Source organism: Ferrovibrio sp. GW821-FHT12F09, assembly GCF_058806775.1.
Genome location: NZ_JBXAPZ010000003.1, coordinates 53,653 through 70,201 on the forward strand (window position 1 = coordinate 53,653; position 16,549 = coordinate 70,201).

At 64.4% G+C, this 16,549-nt stretch carries 16 protein-coding genes; 7 read left to right on the top strand and 9 right to left on the bottom strand.

Translation table 11 applies throughout. The features are described 5' to 3' along the window. Position 1 precedes the first annotated feature (1 nt). The 6 genes from AC1ROB_RS20515 to AC1ROB_RS20540 all read left to right on the top strand — a co-directional run bounded on the left by AC1ROB_RS20515 (position 2) and on the right by AC1ROB_RS20540 (position 6,176). Positions 2 to 376 carry a response regulator gene (locus AC1ROB_RS20515; RefSeq protein WP_492973235.1) on the top strand — a complete coding sequence of 125 codons (375 nt, stop codon included), beginning with the start codon at positions 2 to 4 and terminating at the stop codon, positions 374 to 376. Between the two features lie 21 nt (positions 377 to 397). After that, positions 398 to 1,762, top strand: a complete 1,365-nt coding sequence (locus AC1ROB_RS20520; RefSeq protein ID WP_492973234.1) for a PleD family two-component system response regulator — start codon at positions 398 to 400, stop codon at positions 1,760 to 1,762. Position 1,763: 1 nt separating this feature from the next. Continuing rightward, positions 1,764 to 2,273 carry a MarR family winged helix-turn-helix transcriptional regulator gene (locus AC1ROB_RS20525; protein WP_492973233.1) on the top strand — a complete coding sequence of 170 codons (510 nt, stop codon included), beginning with the start codon at positions 1,764 to 1,766 and terminating at the stop codon, positions 2,271 to 2,273. A gap of 110 nt (positions 2,274 to 2,383) precedes the next feature. Then, positions 2,384 to 4,522, top strand: a complete 2,139-nt coding sequence (locus AC1ROB_RS20530) for a TonB-dependent receptor (RefSeq protein WP_492973232.1) — start codon at positions 2,384 to 2,386, stop codon at positions 4,520 to 4,522. A gap of 5 nt (positions 4,523 to 4,527) precedes the next feature. Continuing rightward, on the top strand, positions 4,528 to 4,908 hold the full coding sequence (locus tag AC1ROB_RS20535; RefSeq protein ID WP_492973231.1) for a hypothetical protein: 381 nt from the start codon (positions 4,528 to 4,530) through the stop codon (positions 4,906 to 4,908). Then, positions 4,905 to 6,176, top strand: coding sequence for an MFS transporter (locus AC1ROB_RS20540; RefSeq protein WP_492973230.1), 1,272 nt, complete (start codon positions 4,905 to 4,907; stop codon positions 6,174 to 6,176). The genes AC1ROB_RS20535 and AC1ROB_RS20540 overlap by 4 nt, the downstream gene beginning before the upstream one ends. A gap of 118 nt (positions 6,177 to 6,294) precedes the next feature. Here AC1ROB_RS20540 and rpmG read toward each other — a convergent pair whose 3' ends face one another. The 9 genes from rpmG to AC1ROB_RS20585 all read right to left on the bottom strand — a co-directional run bounded on the left by rpmG (position 6,295) and on the right by AC1ROB_RS20585 (position 16,023). After that, complete coding sequence (gene rpmG / locus AC1ROB_RS20545; RefSeq protein ID WP_297684618.1) at positions 6,295 to 6,462, bottom strand: 50S ribosomal protein L33; 168 nt, start codon at positions 6,460 to 6,462, stop codon at positions 6,295 to 6,297. Between the two features lie 75 nt (positions 6,463 to 6,537). Beyond that, entirely contained in the window at positions 6,538 to 7,131 is a 594-nt protein-coding gene (locus AC1ROB_RS20550; protein ID WP_492973229.1) for an NUDIX hydrolase, read from the bottom strand. After that, complete coding sequence (locus tag AC1ROB_RS20555) at positions 7,128 to 7,829, bottom strand: NUDIX hydrolase (RefSeq protein ID WP_492973228.1); 702 nt, start codon at positions 7,827 to 7,829, stop codon at positions 7,128 to 7,130. Before AC1ROB_RS20555 ends, AC1ROB_RS20550 begins: the two co-directional genes overlap by 4 nt. Positions 7,830 to 7,843: 14 nt before the next feature. After that, a complete protein-coding gene (locus tag AC1ROB_RS20560; RefSeq protein ID WP_492973227.1) occupies positions 7,844 to 8,236 on the bottom strand; it encodes a DUF983 domain-containing protein in 393 nt (130 codons plus the stop codon). Then, the gene (locus AC1ROB_RS20565; RefSeq protein ID WP_492973226.1) at positions 8,236 to 9,219 is read right to left on the bottom strand and encodes a magnesium transporter CorA family protein; all 984 of its coding nucleotides are present in this window, start codon (positions 9,217 to 9,219) and stop codon (positions 8,236 to 8,238) included. The genes AC1ROB_RS20560 and AC1ROB_RS20565 overlap by 1 nt, the downstream gene beginning before the upstream one ends. A gap of 141 nt (positions 9,220 to 9,360) precedes the next feature. After that, positions 9,361 to 10,341, bottom strand: a complete 981-nt coding sequence (locus AC1ROB_RS20570; protein WP_492973225.1) for a glycerophosphodiester phosphodiesterase — start codon at positions 10,339 to 10,341, stop codon at positions 9,361 to 9,363. After that, complete coding sequence (gene rnr, locus AC1ROB_RS20575) at positions 10,338 to 12,608, bottom strand: ribonuclease R (protein WP_492973224.1); 2,271 nt, start codon at positions 12,606 to 12,608, stop codon at positions 10,338 to 10,340. The genes AC1ROB_RS20570 and rnr overlap by 4 nt, the downstream gene beginning before the upstream one ends. 5 nt (positions 12,609 to 12,613) lie before the next feature. Then, the gene (topA, locus tag AC1ROB_RS20580; RefSeq protein ID WP_492973223.1) at positions 12,614 to 15,379 is read right to left on the bottom strand and encodes a type I DNA topoisomerase; all 2,766 of its coding nucleotides are present in this window, start codon (positions 15,377 to 15,379) and stop codon (positions 12,614 to 12,616) included. Between the two features lie 143 nt (positions 15,380 to 15,522). Beyond that, positions 15,523 to 16,023 (bottom strand): PAS domain-containing protein, encoded by a 501-nt coding sequence (locus AC1ROB_RS20585; protein WP_492973222.1) that lies wholly within the window; start codon positions 16,021 to 16,023, stop codon positions 15,523 to 15,525. Positions 16,024 to 16,269: 246 nt separating this feature from the next. On the opposite strand from AC1ROB_RS20585, the gene AC1ROB_RS20590 reads away from it, so the two are divergent. Beyond that, entirely contained in the window at positions 16,270 to 16,548 is a 279-nt protein-coding gene (locus tag AC1ROB_RS20590; protein ID WP_492973221.1) for a hypothetical protein, read from the top strand. Position 16,549 lies beyond the last annotated feature (1 nt).

Sequence of the window (16,549 nt, forward strand, 5' to 3'; positions counted from 1 at the left end):
GATGAGCAAGACCGTATTGATCGTCGAGGACAACGAACTCAACATGAAGTTGTTCCACGACCTGCTGGATGCCCATGGCTACCAGACCCTGCAGACCAAGGATGGCATGGAAGCCCTGGCCATGGTGCGCAAGCACCGCCCCGACCTGATCCTAATGGACATCCAGCTGCCAGAAGTCTCCGGCCTGGAAGTCATCAAGTGGATCAAGGAAGACGACAACCTGCGCACCATCCCCGTGGTGGCCGTCACCGCCTTCGCCATGAAGGGCGACGAGGAAAAGATGCGGGAAGGCGGCTGCGACGCCTATATCGCCAAGCCGATCTCGGTTGGAAAATTCATCGAGACGGTGAAGCAGTTTCTCGAACCCAAAGCCTGATCTCCGGCAGATAGCAGACCGATGACCGCGCGCATTCTGGTCGTCGACGACATCCGCACCAATATCAAGGTGCTGGAAGCGAAGCTGACCAGCGAATATTACGAAGTGATCACCGCCGGCAGTGGTGTCGAGGCGCTGGAGGCTGCCGTCGTGCAGAAACCAGACCTCATCCTGCTGGATGTGATGATGCCGGGCATGGACGGATTCGAAGTCTGCCGTCGCCTGAAGGCCAACCCGGATACCGCCCATGTGCCGGTGATCATGGTGACCGCGCTGGGCGATCCGGAAGATCGCGTGCAGGGCCTCAGCGCCGGCGCCGACGATTTCCTGACCAAGCCGGTCGATGACATTGCCATGTTCGCGCGCGTGCGCTCGCTGCTGCGCGTCAAGCTGATGCTGGACGAGCTGCGCATGCGCGAACGCACGTCGGCCTCGCTGGGCGTGATCTCGCCGCCGGTGCCGAGCCTTGATGAGGATTATGCCTCGTCGCAGATTCTGCTGGTGGAAGACAATCCGCGCGACCAGGTGCGGCTGCAGCGCATGATCGAAGGCCAGTTCCGCACGGAGATGATCGCCGACGGCATGGAGGCGCTGCATCGGGCGCGCCAGGTGGAATACGATTCCATTGTCATCAGCCTCGGTCTGCAGAATCCCGATGGTTTGCGCCTGTGTTCGCAGTTCCGCACTACCGAGGAAACCCGCAATGTGCCGATCCTGCTGCTGGTCGGACCCGATGACCAGAAGCAGCTGGTGAAAGGCCTGGAGATCGGCGTCACCGACTATGTCGTGCGCCCGATCGACCGCAACGAATTCATCGCCCGCCTGCGCGCCCAGGTGCGCCGCAAGCGCTACCAGGATCGCCTGCGCCTGCATTACCAGCAGAGCATGGAGATGGCGGTCACCGATCCGCTGACCGGTCTCTACAATCGCCGCTACATGGCCTCGCATCTGTCCACGCTGCTGAGCCAGAGCGCCAGCCAGCATGGCACGGCTGTTGCCATCATCGATCTGGATTACTTCAAGGCCGTCAACGACACCCACGGCCATCCGGTCGGCGACGAGGTGCTGCGCGAGGTGGGCAACCGCATCGTGCGCAATATCCGCGGCATCGATATGGCCTGCCGGTTCGGCGGCGAGGAATTCGTCGTGCTGATGCCCGATACCGACCTCGAATCCTCCGAGGTGGTGGCCAATCGCCTGCTGCAGGCCATTGGCGGCAAGGTCATCGCCACCCGTGGGGCCGGCGAGATGACGGTCACCTGTTCAATCGGCTGTACCTCGTCCAGCGCGGCCGATACGGCCGACACCCTGCTCAAGCGGGCCGACGAGGCGCTGTACGAGGCGAAGAACGGCGGCCGTAACCGGATCGTCTACCGGCAGGCCTGACATGGCCCGGCATCCGGCGGCGCGACCGCAGGCAAAGACCGCAGGGCCGGCAGCCGCTTCCACGCTCGCACCGGCGTTCGACCTGCGGTTCCGCATTATCAACAAGATCGGCATGATCGACATGCTGACGGCCGGCATCGCGACGCGACTGCTGGAGACCCTCGATCTGCCAGCGCCGCTGTTCGGCCTGCTGCATCATTTCGCCGAAAGCCCGGAGACGGCTCGCACGGTGACCGGTCTGGCCAAGGCCATGCAGGTGCCGCAACCCGGCGTGACCAAGCGGGTGCAGAAGTTGCTGCAGCGTGGTTTCCTGAGGGAAACTGCCAGCCCGAGCGACGCCCGCAAGAAAATGCTGCATATCACCGCGCAGGGGATCGAGCTGCATGCCAAAGCCCTGCGGCTGCTGGTGCCGGCTGCCATTGACGTCTTCGACGGCTGGCAGGCCTCCGACCTGGAGGCCCTGATGCGCCAGCTCGAACGCGTCAAAACCACCCTCGACCAGCAGACCTGATCGCCGGTTTCCGGCCGATTGCATACTCCATTCCTCAGAATTATTATTGCAACTGAGTATCAATACGGATACGGTTTGCCCGCCCCTAATACATTCCAAGGAATATATAAATGCAGATGCGGTGGAAGACCCTGGCGGTGGCTGTAACGGCGGGCGGGATGAGCGTAACGGCGGTGGCCCAGGACAAGACCGACAAGAGTGGGCCAGCCGCCCTGGATACGATCATCGTCAGTGCCAGCCGTACCGAAGAGCCGATTTCCTCGATCCCGGGTTCGGTGATCGTGATCGGCCGGGAAGAGATCGAACGCCAGCTCCGCCTGACCTCCAATCCGTCCAAGATTCTGCAAAAACTGGTTCCCGGCTACAGCGTGAGCAACGAGACGCTGAGCAATGCGTCGGAGAATTTCCGCGGCCGCAACACGCTGATTCTGGTGGATGGCGTCCAGCGCAACACGCCGCTGCGCGATATCTCTCGCATGCTGTCGGGCATCGACCTGAACAACATCGAGCGGATCGAAGTGGTCAATGGCTCCAGTGCGATCTATGGCAACGGCGCCACCGGCGGCGTCATCAATTTCATCACCAAGAGTGCCGGCGCCGGCAAACCCGAATACACGGCCGCGGCCGGCCTGCGCGCCTTCACGGCGAATGTGGGCGAATCGCTCGCGCCGGAACTGTCCGGCGGTTTCCGTGGCGACCTCGGCCCGATCGACATGACAGCCAGCCTGACGGCGAAATACACGCGCGGCATTTACGACGGGCACAGCAACGCCATTCCCTCCGATGCCATGCTGGGGCAGGGCGGCGGCGATAATATCTCCGACTATAACGGTCTGGTGAAGGTCGGGAAAACCATCGAGGCGCAGCGCCTGGAATTCTCGGTCAATGCAATTCATCTGGATCAGGATCCTGACTACTACACGAATTACGCCACCAGGCCGGTCTCGGTCAGCGCGACGCCATATGCCGGCAAAAGCGTTGCCGAGCGCTCGGAATTCTACCGCGCCAGTTTCAGCGACAGCGATTTCGCTCTCGGAACGCTGCGGGTCGATGCCAGTTACAGCGATATCGAACGCCGCGCCGCATTGGCGCCGCTGTCGACCGCCAATCCGCTGGTCTATTACACCACGGGCCCCTTCGCGGTTCTGAACACGGCCGGCCAGACCACCCTGTTCAGTCAGCAGTTCGGTCTGCAGACGGCAGTTACAACGCCGCTGGATGGCCTGCGTCAGGGCATGAAGCTGACCTGGGGCGGCGATCTGGGGCGCGATGAGACCGAGCAGAAATTCCAGGATGGCATAAATGCCATTGCGCCGATGGAGCAGGTCAACATGGCTGCCTATGCGCAGCTCGATGTGCCGGTGGTGGAATATTTCCGCCTGCGCGGCGGCATGCGCTACGACCGGTTCGATCTTGATATCGCCAACTTCCGCCGTCCGGCCTATACCAATGGCGCCGCACAGCAGCCGGCCGTCAATGTCACCGGCGGCTCATTCATTTATGATGCCGTGGTCTACAATGCGGGATTCGTGCTGGACGTGGCGAAGGATGTTGAAGTTTTCGGCGGCATCTCACAGGGCTATTCGCTGCCTGATTATGGCGGTTTTACCCGCCGCGCCGGCTTCCAGGGCGTCAGCACCAATTTTACCACGCTGAGGCCGGAACCGCAGAAGGTGACCACCTACGAGATCGGTACGCGCGGCCAGCTTGGCCGTGGCAACGGCGGCATCAGCGGCTATCTGTCCAAGTCGGATCTGGGTACGACGTTCACGCCGGCGACCAACCAGATTTCGCAACAGAAGGAACAAGTCTTCGGCGTGGAAATGTATGGGGAATACGGGGTGAGTGACGCTGTCACGCTGGGCGGCACGTTCGCCTGGATGGAAGGGCAGTATGACTTCAACAGGGATGGCAGCATCGACAGCTTCCTGCCCAACAACCGCATCGGCAGCCCGATGAAGGCGACTCTGTATGCCGATTGGGAGATTACCCGGGACTGGTCCCTGCGCGGTGAAAGCGTCTATCACGGCTCACGCAATCGTGGCACCAACCAGGCCCGGTACGAACTCTACGATGCCCTGTTCCTCAATGCCGTCGCCGCCTACAAGCTTGGCAACGGTACCTTCAGCTTCGGCGTCGAGAATATCCTCGACAGTTTCGAGCTGAATCCGACGGCCAGCGCCACCCGCAATACGCCGGTCGCTGCCTATGGCCGCACGGTGGCGGCGCGTTATTCTCACAAGTTCTGAGGACCATGTTCGCATACGAAACAGAAGCAGCGCCCCTATATACATTCCGCTTCGTCGGTCGCTTCACGGCGGCCGACGAAGCGGCGTATCTGGCGGCCCTGGAAGACATCGTGCAGCGACCGCCGGGATTCGTCCTGGTGGTCGTCCTGCATAACGAGAACCGCATGTCGTCTGAGGGCAACAAGGCCCAGTCGCTGTGGTTCAAGCGTCATCGCGACCGCCTGGGCAGTCTGTGCCGCGGCATGGTGCGGGTGCGACCGGACATTGACCCCGCGACCTATGATGATGTGAACTTCCGCAAGGCGATGCCGTTTTCCACCGCAGTGATGCGTGAGGAAGTCGACGGCCTGGCCTGGGCAAAGGCGCAACTGGAGATCGTGGGATGAGTGCTGCAGTCGACACGGCGAAACCGGTCGAAGCCGGGGAGGGGCGCACCAGTATGCGCATCCTGCTGTCGCTGGTCGGCCTGTATGTCGCCCAGGGCATTCCGATGTATCTCTACGCGGCGGCCCTGCCGGCGATCCTGCGCGATGGTGGCGTGTCGCGTTCAGCCATCGGCCTGATCGGTATCCTGATGGCGCCGATGATGCTGAAATTCCTCTGGGCTCCGCTAGTCGACCGTACGCCGCTGCGTCTGTTCGGGCTGCAGCGGCTGGGCCATCGCCGCTCGTGGATCGTGCCAACCCAGCTGGGCGTCGTTGCCATGCTGGTGCTGTTTGCTTTCCTGCCGCCCACCAACATGTGGGTGGTGATCGGTCTCGGCTTTGTCATCATCATGCTCAGTTCGACCCAGGACATCGCCACTGATGGTTTTGCCACCGAGCGGCTGAAGGCCAGCGAGCGCGGACGCGGCAACGCCATCCAGGGCGGCAGTGTCGCCATCGGTGTCGTCATCGGCTCAAGCCTGACGCTTTATCTTTACAGCCAGGTCGGCTGGACGCCGACCATTCTGGTGCTGGCGGCGCTCTCGGCCGCCACGCTGCTGTTTGCCACACTGATGGACGAGCCGGCGGCAGCCGGGCGCTCCGTCACGGCAGACGCTGCCCCGCGTCCGTCGTTGCGCGCGGCGCTGAAGGATCCGGTCACCTATTCGGTGCTTGGCTTCGCGCTGATCTATCGCGCCTCCGAAGGCATCACCAAGGCGATGGAGAAGCCCTTCCTGGTCGACAACGGTCTGTCGCTCGAGGTGATCGGCTATCTCTCCGGCGCATCGGCGGCCACAGCGGGCCTGTTCGGCGCGGCGCTGGCCGCCTGGACCATCCGGCGCGCCGGGTTGTGGAATACCATCCTGTGGCTTGGCCTGCTGCGCACAGGCGTGTTCCTCGGCTGTGGGCTTTATGCCTGGCTGGGGCTGCAGAACCATGTGCTGCTGGTCGGTCTGGTCGCCTGCAACACGGTGTCGCGGTACATGGAAATCGTGGCGCTCTACACCCTCTTCATGGGGGCGGCCTCGCGCGACCGCGCCGGCACGGACTTCACACTGCTGTCCTGCGCGCAGCTCTTCATCTTCATGGCGGGGTCGCTGGTCAGCGGCGTGCTGGCCGATGCCACCGGCTATACCGGCCTGTTCGGCATCGCCACGGTGATCTCACTGCTCAGCCTGTGGCTGGCGCTGCGAAAGGTGCCGGCCAGTCACCCGGCCATGGCGGTCTAGGCGGTAGGCCCCAAAGCAACCAATCGGGCAAACGAAAAGCCCCGCTGATCCAGCGGGGCTTTTTTCATTTCAGGCCGGCGCGCCATTCTCGCGAGGCGAGGGCGCCAGGCAGGAAACCTTACTTGATCTTGGTTTCCTTGAATTCGACATGCTTGCGCGCCACCGGGTCGTACTTCTTGAACGACAGCTTTTCGGTCTTGGTACGCGGGTTCTTCTTGGTCACATAGAAGAAGCCGGTATCGGCGGTGCTGAGCAGCTTGATCTTCAGGGTAGTCGGCTTGGCCATGACTCGGATTCCACAAATAGCGGTGCGGCTGGGATTGGCGGCGCAGCATAGGGATTCGCACCCCGATGTCAACGCCTAAGGATTGTCCCAGCGGATCATCGGTTTACCCCGGCGGTAGCGCCAGAAAGCGGTGCGCTGCGGCTGCAGGTCCGGTCCCAGCGTCGCCACCTGGTCCAGCACGAATTCGGTGATGTCGGCCAGCGGCAGCCGCAGCGACGCCTGGACAGGCCGGAAGGCCAGATCCAGCAGCTCGCCGGAGCCACCCAGGGTCACCGGCAGGCCGGTGACATCCTGCAGGAAAAACCGGGCATGGAAGCGGATCGGGCTCTCGGCCGGGGTGATCGCCCGGCAGAGGTAGCGCAGGCCCGAAAGATCCGGCCGCAGGCGCCCATTTTCCAGCGCGCCGAGGAGAATTCCGGTTTCTTCCCAGGTTTCCCGGATGGCGGCTATTGCCAGCGCCTGTATTGTGAAATCACTATTTTTTAATAATGGTTTAATTGGATTTTCTGATCTGTCGGATGAGTCGAGCCGGCCGCCCGGAAAGGCATAGACATCGGGCAGGAAGCGGTGCCGGCCAGCACGGCGGCCCATCAGCACCTCGGGCCCACCATGGCTCTGGCGCACCAGCACCAGGCTGGCCGCCGGCTGCGGCGAAACCGGCGGGCTCATTCCCAGTCCAGCTGGCGCTGGCCCCGGCGCATATGGTGGAAGGGCACTTGCGCCGCCGGGTCGGCGGCGGCCGGGTGGTCCAGCCAGGCCTCCAGATGGGCGATCACATACTGGGTGATGCCGGGCAGCGGCAGGCCCTCGGTATCGGCCCGGGTGACCCAGCTCAGCTTGTCCAGTTCGGCTGAGGGGCGCAGCACGCCGTCGGCCGATTCGGCGGGTGCGGCGAAGAAGCGGGCGTCGAAGCGGCGCGGCCGGCCCGGCGGGGTGATGGCGCGGCAGATATACAGCAGCGGCGCCGGATCGGGCGCCAGGCCGCCGATGCAGAACTCGGTCCAGCTGGGCGGCAGGGCCGGCAACCGGCGGCTGGCCGGTCCAGCAATGCGCAGGCCCGATTCCTCATAGGTCTCGCGGATCGCCGCCAGCGCCAGGGCCAGACCCTTGCGCGGGCCGGTGCCTTTGGTGCGCGCCAGCCGCGCGGCGCTCACCGGGTTGAGGGCGGCGGCCGGGCGGATGCGGTAGTCGGCCATGTCGAGGCGGCCGCCGGGAAAGACATAGCGGTTGGGCATGAAGGCGCTGGCGCCGTGACGCTCGCCCATCAGCACTTCCAGGCGGCCGTTGCGGCGGCGATACAGCACCAGCGTGGCGGCGTCGCGGATCCGCTGCGGTTTCGGCTTCACCCCTGAGTCGGCAGTTCCCATCGCCGGAGTATAAGTCAGTGCGGCTCGCTGCCGAAGCCGTGCATGCGCCGGGCCCATTGCAGGCCGATCAGCGCGCCCTTGATCTGCGGCAGCAGCCACAGGCAGAGCAGTACGGTCAGCGGCAGCCACAGCACCATATGCAGCCATTCCGGCGGCTGCATCTTCTGCTCCAGCAGCAACATCAGCGGCACGATGATATGGGCGACGATCAGGATGGTGAAATAGGGCGGCGCGTCGTCGGCGCGATGGCTGGCAAGCCCGAGGCCGCAGGAGGCGCAGGTCTCGTTGACCTTCAGGTAGCGGCCATAGAGCCGGCCGGTGCCACACTGTGGACAGCGCCCGCGCCAGCCGCGCAGCATGGCCTGTCCTGTCGGGCGCTCGAACAGATCGTCGAGCGACAGTGGCATCACAGCCAGCCTTTGCGCTTGAACCACCAGTAGGGCAGCACCGCCGAGGCGACCATCAGCAGGATGGCCATCGGATAGCCGACCTGCCAGCTCAGCTCCGGCATATGCTGGAAATTCATGCCGTAGATGCTGGCGATCAGGGTCGGCGGCAGGAACACGGTGGCGGCGACCGAGAAGATCTTGATGATCTTGGTCTGCTGGATGTTGATCAGGCCCAGCGTTGCATCGAGCAGGAAGTTGCCCTTATGCGCGAGGAAGGCCGCCTGTTCGTTCAGCGACTGCACGTCGCGCGCCAGGGTTTTCAGCCAGGTGCGGCTTTCCTTGGTGCCGCGCTGCTCGGCCATGGTCAGCGTCAGGAAGGCGATCAGGCGGGTGAGCGAGACCAGACTGTCGCGGATGCGCGAATTCAGGTCCTCGACATGGCCGAGCTTGCGCACGGCTTCTTCCAGGTCGGTCTCGTCGGCGGATTCATGCTGCTGGCCGCCATAGCCGAAGATGTTGCGCGACACGCCATCCAGATCCTTGCCGGCGATTTCCAGCACGTCAGCGGCGCGGTCGATCACGGAATCGAGAATGCCGCACAGCGCCGCATCGGGCGAGGCCAGCAGATTGGGCTGGCGCTGGGCGCGGGCGACGAACTGGCGGAAGGCCAGCGGATCGGCATAGCGCAGCGTGACGGTGGCGCGCGGCGTGCGCATGAAGGTGACGGCGGTGGTCTGCGGCTGCGGCGTCTCGGCCTGGTACAGCACGTTCGCAGTCATGAAGCTGGAATCGCCTTCGCGATATAGCCGGCTGGAAATCTCGATCTCCTGCATCTCTTCGCGCGTCGGCATTTCGATGCCGAGCAGGCGTTCGACGATCTTCTCCTCGGCCTGGCTGGGTTCGAGCAGGTCGATCCACACGGCGCCGTCGGGCAGGGCCGCGTCAGGGGTCAGATCGATGCGTTGCAGTTGGCCGCCAAGCGGCAGGTAGGCAGTAATCATGCTGGCCGTCCCTGGTTCCGGCGCCGCCCCGGCGGTGCAGCGCGGCGCCCTTGTAGCCCCGGATTCCGGACCTGGGAAGCCCTGAAAATCACCTGCGGCGATTTTGCCGCAGGATCATCCTGCCTGAGCTCTGCGGCGGTTTTATGGCGTGACGGACGTGGGCGCGGGCAGGGCCAGGCCACGGGCCTGCATGACGCTGCGCAGGCGGTCGGGATAGTCCGAGATCAGGCCATCGACCTTCAGGCCGATCAGGCGGTCCATCTCGGCCGGCTCGTTGACGGTCCAGGGGATCACCTGCAGGCCCAGCCGGTGCGCCTCGGCCACCAACTCGGCCGTGACATTGCGCCAGAAGGGCGACCAGACCTGGCCGCCTGCCGCTTTCACGAGTGCCGGCGTGGAGGGGAAGTCATCGGCATCGAGGCCGCCGAGCCAGGGGCTGGCGCCGGGCTGGCCGCGCTGCACGTTGTCGGAATTACCGCCTTCGATGGTGAGATGGACGCGCGGGATTTCAGGGGCGAGGCGGCCGGCCACCTTCAGCGTGCGCCAATCGAAGGACTGGATGCTGGCGCGCTGGCTCAGACCGGCACTGCGGATGGCGAGCACCAGCGCGGTGGCAAACCGTTCGGGTGGCGCGCTCTCGTCAGGTTTCAGCGGGCTCAGCTTGGTCTCGATGTTGAAGCGCACGGCGGTATTGCCGCTTTTGGCGACCAGCGCGAAGACATCGCCCAGCAGCGGCATGCGGGTGCCGTCCACCGGCTTCTGCTCCGGATAGGTCTGGCCATAGCGGCTGGCGGGATCGAGGCGGCCGACATCGTAGCGCTGCAGTTCGGCCAGCGGCGTCTGCCAGATCGCCGGGCCGGGCGTGGCGATCCACGTGCCATCCAGCCGCACAAGATGTGGCAGCAGCACTGGATCATGGCCGACCAGCAGATGGCCGTCCTGTGTCAGGTTGACATCGAATTCCAGCGTGGTGACACCCAAAGCCAGCGCGGTGGCAAAGGCAGGCAGAGTGTTTTCCGGCGCCAGGCCACGGGTGCCGCGATGGCCCTGCAGGTCGAATGAGAAGGCCGGCGCGGCAACCGTCGCCAGCAGGAGGGTGGTGGCGAAGGCTGAGCGGATCATTTTCGTTTCTTGCTCCGGTGTTTCGACCAGGGGGCGCGGTTGGTGGCTTTTTTCACCGTCGGCCGTGCCGTGCCGCCACGGGTATCGCGCGGTTTGCCGCCGCCCATGCCGACGATCTCGAAGCGCAGGCCGCCGGTCACCGGCGTGGCTTCCGCCAGCAGCACGGTGAGCGCATCGCCCAGCCGGAAGCGTTTGCGCGTGCGTTTGCCGACCAGGGCGCGATGGGCCTCGTCATGTTCGTAATAGTCGTCGCCCAGCGTGGCGATCGGCACGAAGCCGTCGGCGCCGGTCTCGTCCAGTCCGACGAACAGGCCGAAGCGGGTGACCCCGGTGATGCGACCCTCGAATTCGGCGCCGACATGATCGGCCATGAAGGCGGTGATGAAGCGGTTCAGCGCATCGCGCTCGGCCTGCATCGAGCGACGCTCGGTCAGCGAGATATGCTCGGCGATGCTTTCGAAATTCTCGTGGTCCGCCGGCGGCAGGCCGTCATCGCCCAGGCCCAGGCCGCGGATCAGCGCGCGATGCACCAGCACGTCGGCATAGCGGCGGATCGGCGAGGTGAAATGGGCATATTTGCTCAGGTTGAGGCCGAAATGGCCGCGGTTCTCGGGCGAGTAGGTCGCCTGCATCTGGCTGCGCAGCACCACCTCGTTGATCAGCCGCTCATGCTCGCTGTCTTTCGCGGCTTCGAGGATGGCATTGAAATGCATCGGCCGCAGGCCCTGGCCCTTGGCCAGCTTGTAATCCAGCGTGGCGAGGAATTTGCGCAGGCTGTCGATCTTCTCGTCCGACGGCTGCTCGTGCACGCGGTACATGCAGGGCTGCTTGCGCTTTTCCAGTTCTTCCGCTGCCGCCACATTGGCCGCGATCATGAAATCCTCGATCACCTGATGGCTCAGCATATGCTCGCGCGGTTTGATGGCAGCGATATGACCGTCCTTGCCGATCAGCACCCGGCGCTCGGGCGCATTGATGGCCAGCGGCTGACGCGCCTCGCGGGCCTTGTTGACCGCCGCATGGCAGGCATAGAGAGGCTTGAGCACCGGTTCGAGGAAGGGCTGTGCTGCTTCGTCCGGCTCGCCGTCGATGGCGCGCTGCACCTGGCCATAATTCAGCCCGGCGGCGCAGCGCATCAGGCCGCGCACGAATTTGTGGCGCAGTTTATTGCCGTTCGCATCGAACCACAGATGCACGGCCATGCAGGCGCGGTCCTTGCCTTCGACCAGCGAGCAGAGATCGGCCGACAGCGCCTCGGGCAGCATCGGCACCACGCGGTCGGGGAAATAGGTGGAGTTGCCGCGCTGGCGGGCGTCATGGTCCAGCGCCTCGCCCGGCCGCACGTAATGCGCCACATCGGCGATGGCGACGATGGCATGCCAGCCGCCGGGGTTTTTCGGATCCTCGTCGGGTTCGGCGAACACCGCGTCGTCATGATCGCGTGCGTCTTCCGGATCGATGGTGATGAGCGGGATGGCGCGCAGGTCGTCACGCTTACCCAGCGTCACCGGCTTGGCCTTCTTGGCGGCCTGCAAGGCTTCTTCGCTGAACTTGGTCGGGATGCCCAGCGTGTGGATGGCAATCAGGCTCAGCGCCCTGGGATCGGTGCTGCTGCCGATCACCTCGATCACCTTGGCGGTCTTCAGGCCGAAGCGGCGGCCCTGCATCGGCTGCGCCACCACGATCTCGCCGGGCTTGGCATGACCGTAATGCTCGGGCGCGATCACGAATTCATGGCGGATCTTGCGGTCGGTCGGCTGCAGGCGGCCTTCGCTGTTTTCGGTGAGGGCGAAGACGCCCAGCACCGGCTGCTCGTCCCGTTCCAGCCGCTTGACCACGCGACCGGTGTAGCGGTTCTTGCCGGCGCGTTCGAGCCGGGCCAGCACGCGGTCGCCGACGCCCACATCGGCCAGCTCGCGACGGCGCTGCTTGCCGCTGACCTCAAAGATGATGCGCGGGGATTCGCCGTCGCCGGTCCATTCCACCGGGCGGCCCAGCAGGTCGCCGTCGCGGTCGAGCTTCACGATATCGACCAGCGTCACTTCCGGCAGGGCATCTTTCGGTGCCATGCGCTTGCCATGGCCCTGGTTGATATCGCCCTCGGCCTTCAGTTCGCGCAGCAGGCCCTTGAGCTGCACGCGCAGCTCCGGCCCCACGCCAAAGGCCTTGGCGATTTCGCGCTTGCCCACCTTGCCGGGATTCTCGGCAATGAACTTGAGGATGTCCTGCTTGGACGGAAGGCCCGGATGGACGTTCTTCTTGGCCACGCGCGTCAGGCCGCTGCGGCTTTCTTGGCCGCGGCTTTCTTCTTCGGGGCGGCCTTCTTGGCCTTGGCAGCTTTCGGCTTTGCGGCTTTGGGCTTGGCGTCAGCCGTCTCGGCCTTTGCCGCCTTCGGCGCAGCAGCCTTCTTGGCCCCGGAACTCTTCTTGGGTGCGGCCTTCTTCTTCCTGCCCTTGCCCTGGCCGGCGCGCGAGGCGATGGCTTCCACGGCCTGTTCCATCGTCACGGCCTCCAGCTCGATGCCACGTGGCATCGGGGCATTGGTCGAACCATGCTTGATGTAGGGACCATAGCGGCCGTCGATCACATTGATGATCTCGCCGTCTTCCGGATGCTTGCCGATCTCGCGCAGCACCTTCAGCTCGGCGCGCTCGCGCGGACCTTTGCGGCGTGCATCGGCATCGGCGATTTTCTGGACGGCATGATTGATGCCGATCTCCAGCGCCTCCATGGCGTCCTTCAGCTTGGTATAGGCGCCGTCATGCAGCAGGTAGGGCCCGAAGCGGCCCAGCCCGGCGAGGATCTCCTTGCCGGTATCGGGATGCGGGCCGATCACGCGCGGCAGCGCCAGCAGTTTCAGCGCCATCTCCAGGTTGACGTCCTCGATGACGACGCCCTTGGGCAGTGAGGCGCGCTTGGGCTTGGTCTTTGCCTTGCCTTCGCCTTCGGCCTCGCCCAGCTGCACATAGAGGCCGAACGGGCCCTGGCGCAGGGTGATCATCTGGCCGGTGGCCGGATCGGCGCCCAGGTCCTGCGGCCCGGAAATGGCGATCTCGCCATGGCCGTTGCCACCGGCGCTCAGCGGCCGGGTGTAGCTGCATCCGGGATATTCCGAGCAGCCGATGAAAGCACCGGTACGGCCGGCCTTGATGGCGAGCTGGCCCTTGTTGCAGGCCGGGCAGAGGCGGGCGCCCTTGCCGTCTTCGCGCGGCGGGAAGAAATGATGCTCCAGCAGCGCGTTGATGGCGTCCAGCACTTCGCCGCGGCGGCCCATCTTCTCGTCGATGCGGGTCACCGCATCCTTCACCGAGAAGGGGATCGGATTTTCCTTGGCGTCATGCAGGCTGAAGTCCTGCCAGAAATCTTCCAGCACCTTCTTCCACTCGAGCTTGTGCTCGGCGATCTCGTCCAGCTTTTCTTCCAGGCTGGCGGTGAAGCTGTAGGCGAAATACTGCTCGAAGAAGCAGACCAGGAAGGCATAGGCGAGCCAGCCGGCATCTTCCGGCGTGAAGCGCTTGTTCTCCAGCTTCACATAACTGCGCGCCTTCAGCACTTCCAGGATGGCGGCATAGGTGGACGGCCGGCCAATGCCCAGTTCTTCCAGCTTGCGCACCAGGCTGGCTTCCGAATAGCGCGGCGGCGGCTCGGTGAAATGCTGTTCCGGCGTGACGCCTTCTTCCTTCATCGCCTCGCCGACACTCATCTTCGGCAGGCGGGCGCCTTCTTCATCGTCGCCGCTCTTGTCGTCGACGCCTTCCTCGTAAAGCTTGAGGAAGCCGGGCGACAGCACGACCGTGCCGGTGACGCGGAAGGTGCCGGCCTTGTTGGCAGCCGCGATATCCACGGTGGTGCGTTCCAGCTCGGCGGATTCCATCTGGCTGGCCAGCGCGCGCACCCAGATCAGTTCGTACAGCTTGAGCTGTACCTCATCGAGATAGCGCGAGACGGCTTTCGGCCGGCGACGGAAGTCGGTCGGGCGGATCGCCTCATGGGCTTCCTGGGCATTCTTCTGCTTCGACTTGTAGACGCGCCAGCTTTCCGGCACGGCGTCGCGGCCGAAATCCTCGGCGATCACATCGCGGGCGGCGCGGATGGCCTCGTCGGCCATGCTGACGCCATCGGTACGCATATAAGAGATGAGACCGACGGTCTCGCCGCCGATATCGAAGCCTTCATACAGCCGCTGCGCCACCTGCATGGTCATCTGCGCCGAGAAGCCGAGCTTGCGCGCGGCTTCCTGCTGCAGCGTCGAAGTGGTGAAGGGCGGTGCCGGATGGCGCTTGGCCGGCTTGATCGAGACATCGCTGACGGCATATGTCTGGCCGGCCAGCTTGGCCACGGCAGCCTTGGCGGCGGCCTCGTTGTTGATGTCGAACTTGTCGAGCTTCTTGCCGGCCAGCTCGACCAGGCGGGCGACGATCTTCTGGTTCGACGGCGTCTGGAAGTCGGCGCCGATGGTCCAGTATTCGCGCGGCTTGAAAGCCTCGATCTCGGTCTCGCGTTCGCAGATCAGGCGCAGGGCCACCGACTGCACGCGGCCGGCCGACTTGGCCGAGGGCAGCTTGCGCCACAGCACCGGCGAGAGGGTGAAACCGACCAGGTAGTCCAGCGCGCGGCGCGCCTGCTGGGCATTCACCAGGTCCATGTCGATATCGCGCGGCGCCGCCATGGCGCCCAGCACGGCGGTCTTGGTGATCTCGTTGAACACCACCCGGCGTACGGTCTTGCCCTTGACGACCTTGCGGTTGTTCAGGGCTTCCAGCACATGCCAGGAAATCGCTTCGCCCTCGCGATCCGGATCGGTCGCCAGGATCAGGGTGTCGGCCTCTTTCAGGGCGCCGGCAATGGCACGGATCGATTCCGAGCCGCGGCCCGACATCTCGTAGTGCATCGCGAAGTCCTTGTCGGGCTCAACCGAGCCCTCCTTGGCCGGCAGGTCGCGGACATGGCCGAAGGAGGCCAGGACCTTGTGGCCGGGACCGAGGTACTTTTCGATGGTCTTAGCCTTCGCCGGGCTTTCGACGACTACGACTTTCATAAGGGGCTGTTTTCCAACAAAAATTCAACAAAGCGACGGCGAGACGGCACCCGACGCGGCCCGGGGAACATGGGCGATGCAATCCCCCTTGTCAAATCCAGGGGGGTAAGAGGCCATATAATATGGCTGTTTTCCGAGGAAAATCAGGAGTAGCGGTCTTCCGGGGCCGGTTCGATCGGGAAGGCGGCGACCAGTAGCATCCGGACCTCGTCGCTGCCGGCGGTCAGCGGCAGGGACAGGCGCTCCCAGCTGCGTTCCACCTGCCACTGCGAGCGTTTGTCGCGCGAGGTGTAATCGAAGGTGGCGGTATAGCGGCGCGACATCGGCATCCGGCTGTGCACCACGGCGTCATATTCGGTGCGCAGCAGATCGGCCTGCTGTTCCGGCAGCTCGTTGACCCGCTTGCCGGTCATGTCGACCTTGAACTGGTTCACGAAGGTCGAGCCGTAGAGACGATATAAGTAGTCGCCGTCATCCTTGCGCTCGACCAGCATCAGATTGCCCAGCCAGGGCTTCATCTCGATGGGATCGATATCGGCGCGGTCAGGCATGGGACGGCCCGCACGCTTGCCCGCCCAATAGGCGTAAAGCGACTGGAGCGTCTCCAGCGTCAGCTGCGGTGCACCTTCCAGCATCCGGCCCATAAAGCTGTTTTACTACCCCCGGTCGTGCGAAACCGGATGCCGACCCAACATCCAGTATGTTTCGCCATAGGATACCGCAAAAGCATGGGGATGTCAGCCCGTGGCAGCGCGGGAAGGACCGGGAATACACGCCAAACCTATCCCGGAAGGGCGCGCCGCTACTCCTTTTGCGTCCGGCGGGTTGCCGGCCGGCCTTGGTATGACTCAAAGCGGTGTGAACCCGACACGCGCTCCGGAGGCCCTGCCATGACACGCTATCTGCCGTTTGCGGCCCTGATCCTGATCCTGGTGGCGCTGGGGGTGCGGGCTGCCGAAGACCCGGCCGAGGTGGAGGCGGTGGTGGCCGCCACCATGGCCGCGCATCCCGATGGCGCCAAGCTGTGCCAGTCCGGGCAGGCCGGCATTCTCAATGCCGTGTCCATGCAGGTGAAAGACCTCGCCATGGCGGGCAAGGTCAGCGGCAACCCGCAGACGCTCGGCACCGAAGCCAGCGCGAAGATCGGCAAGGACTGCTTTGGCGGCTGAG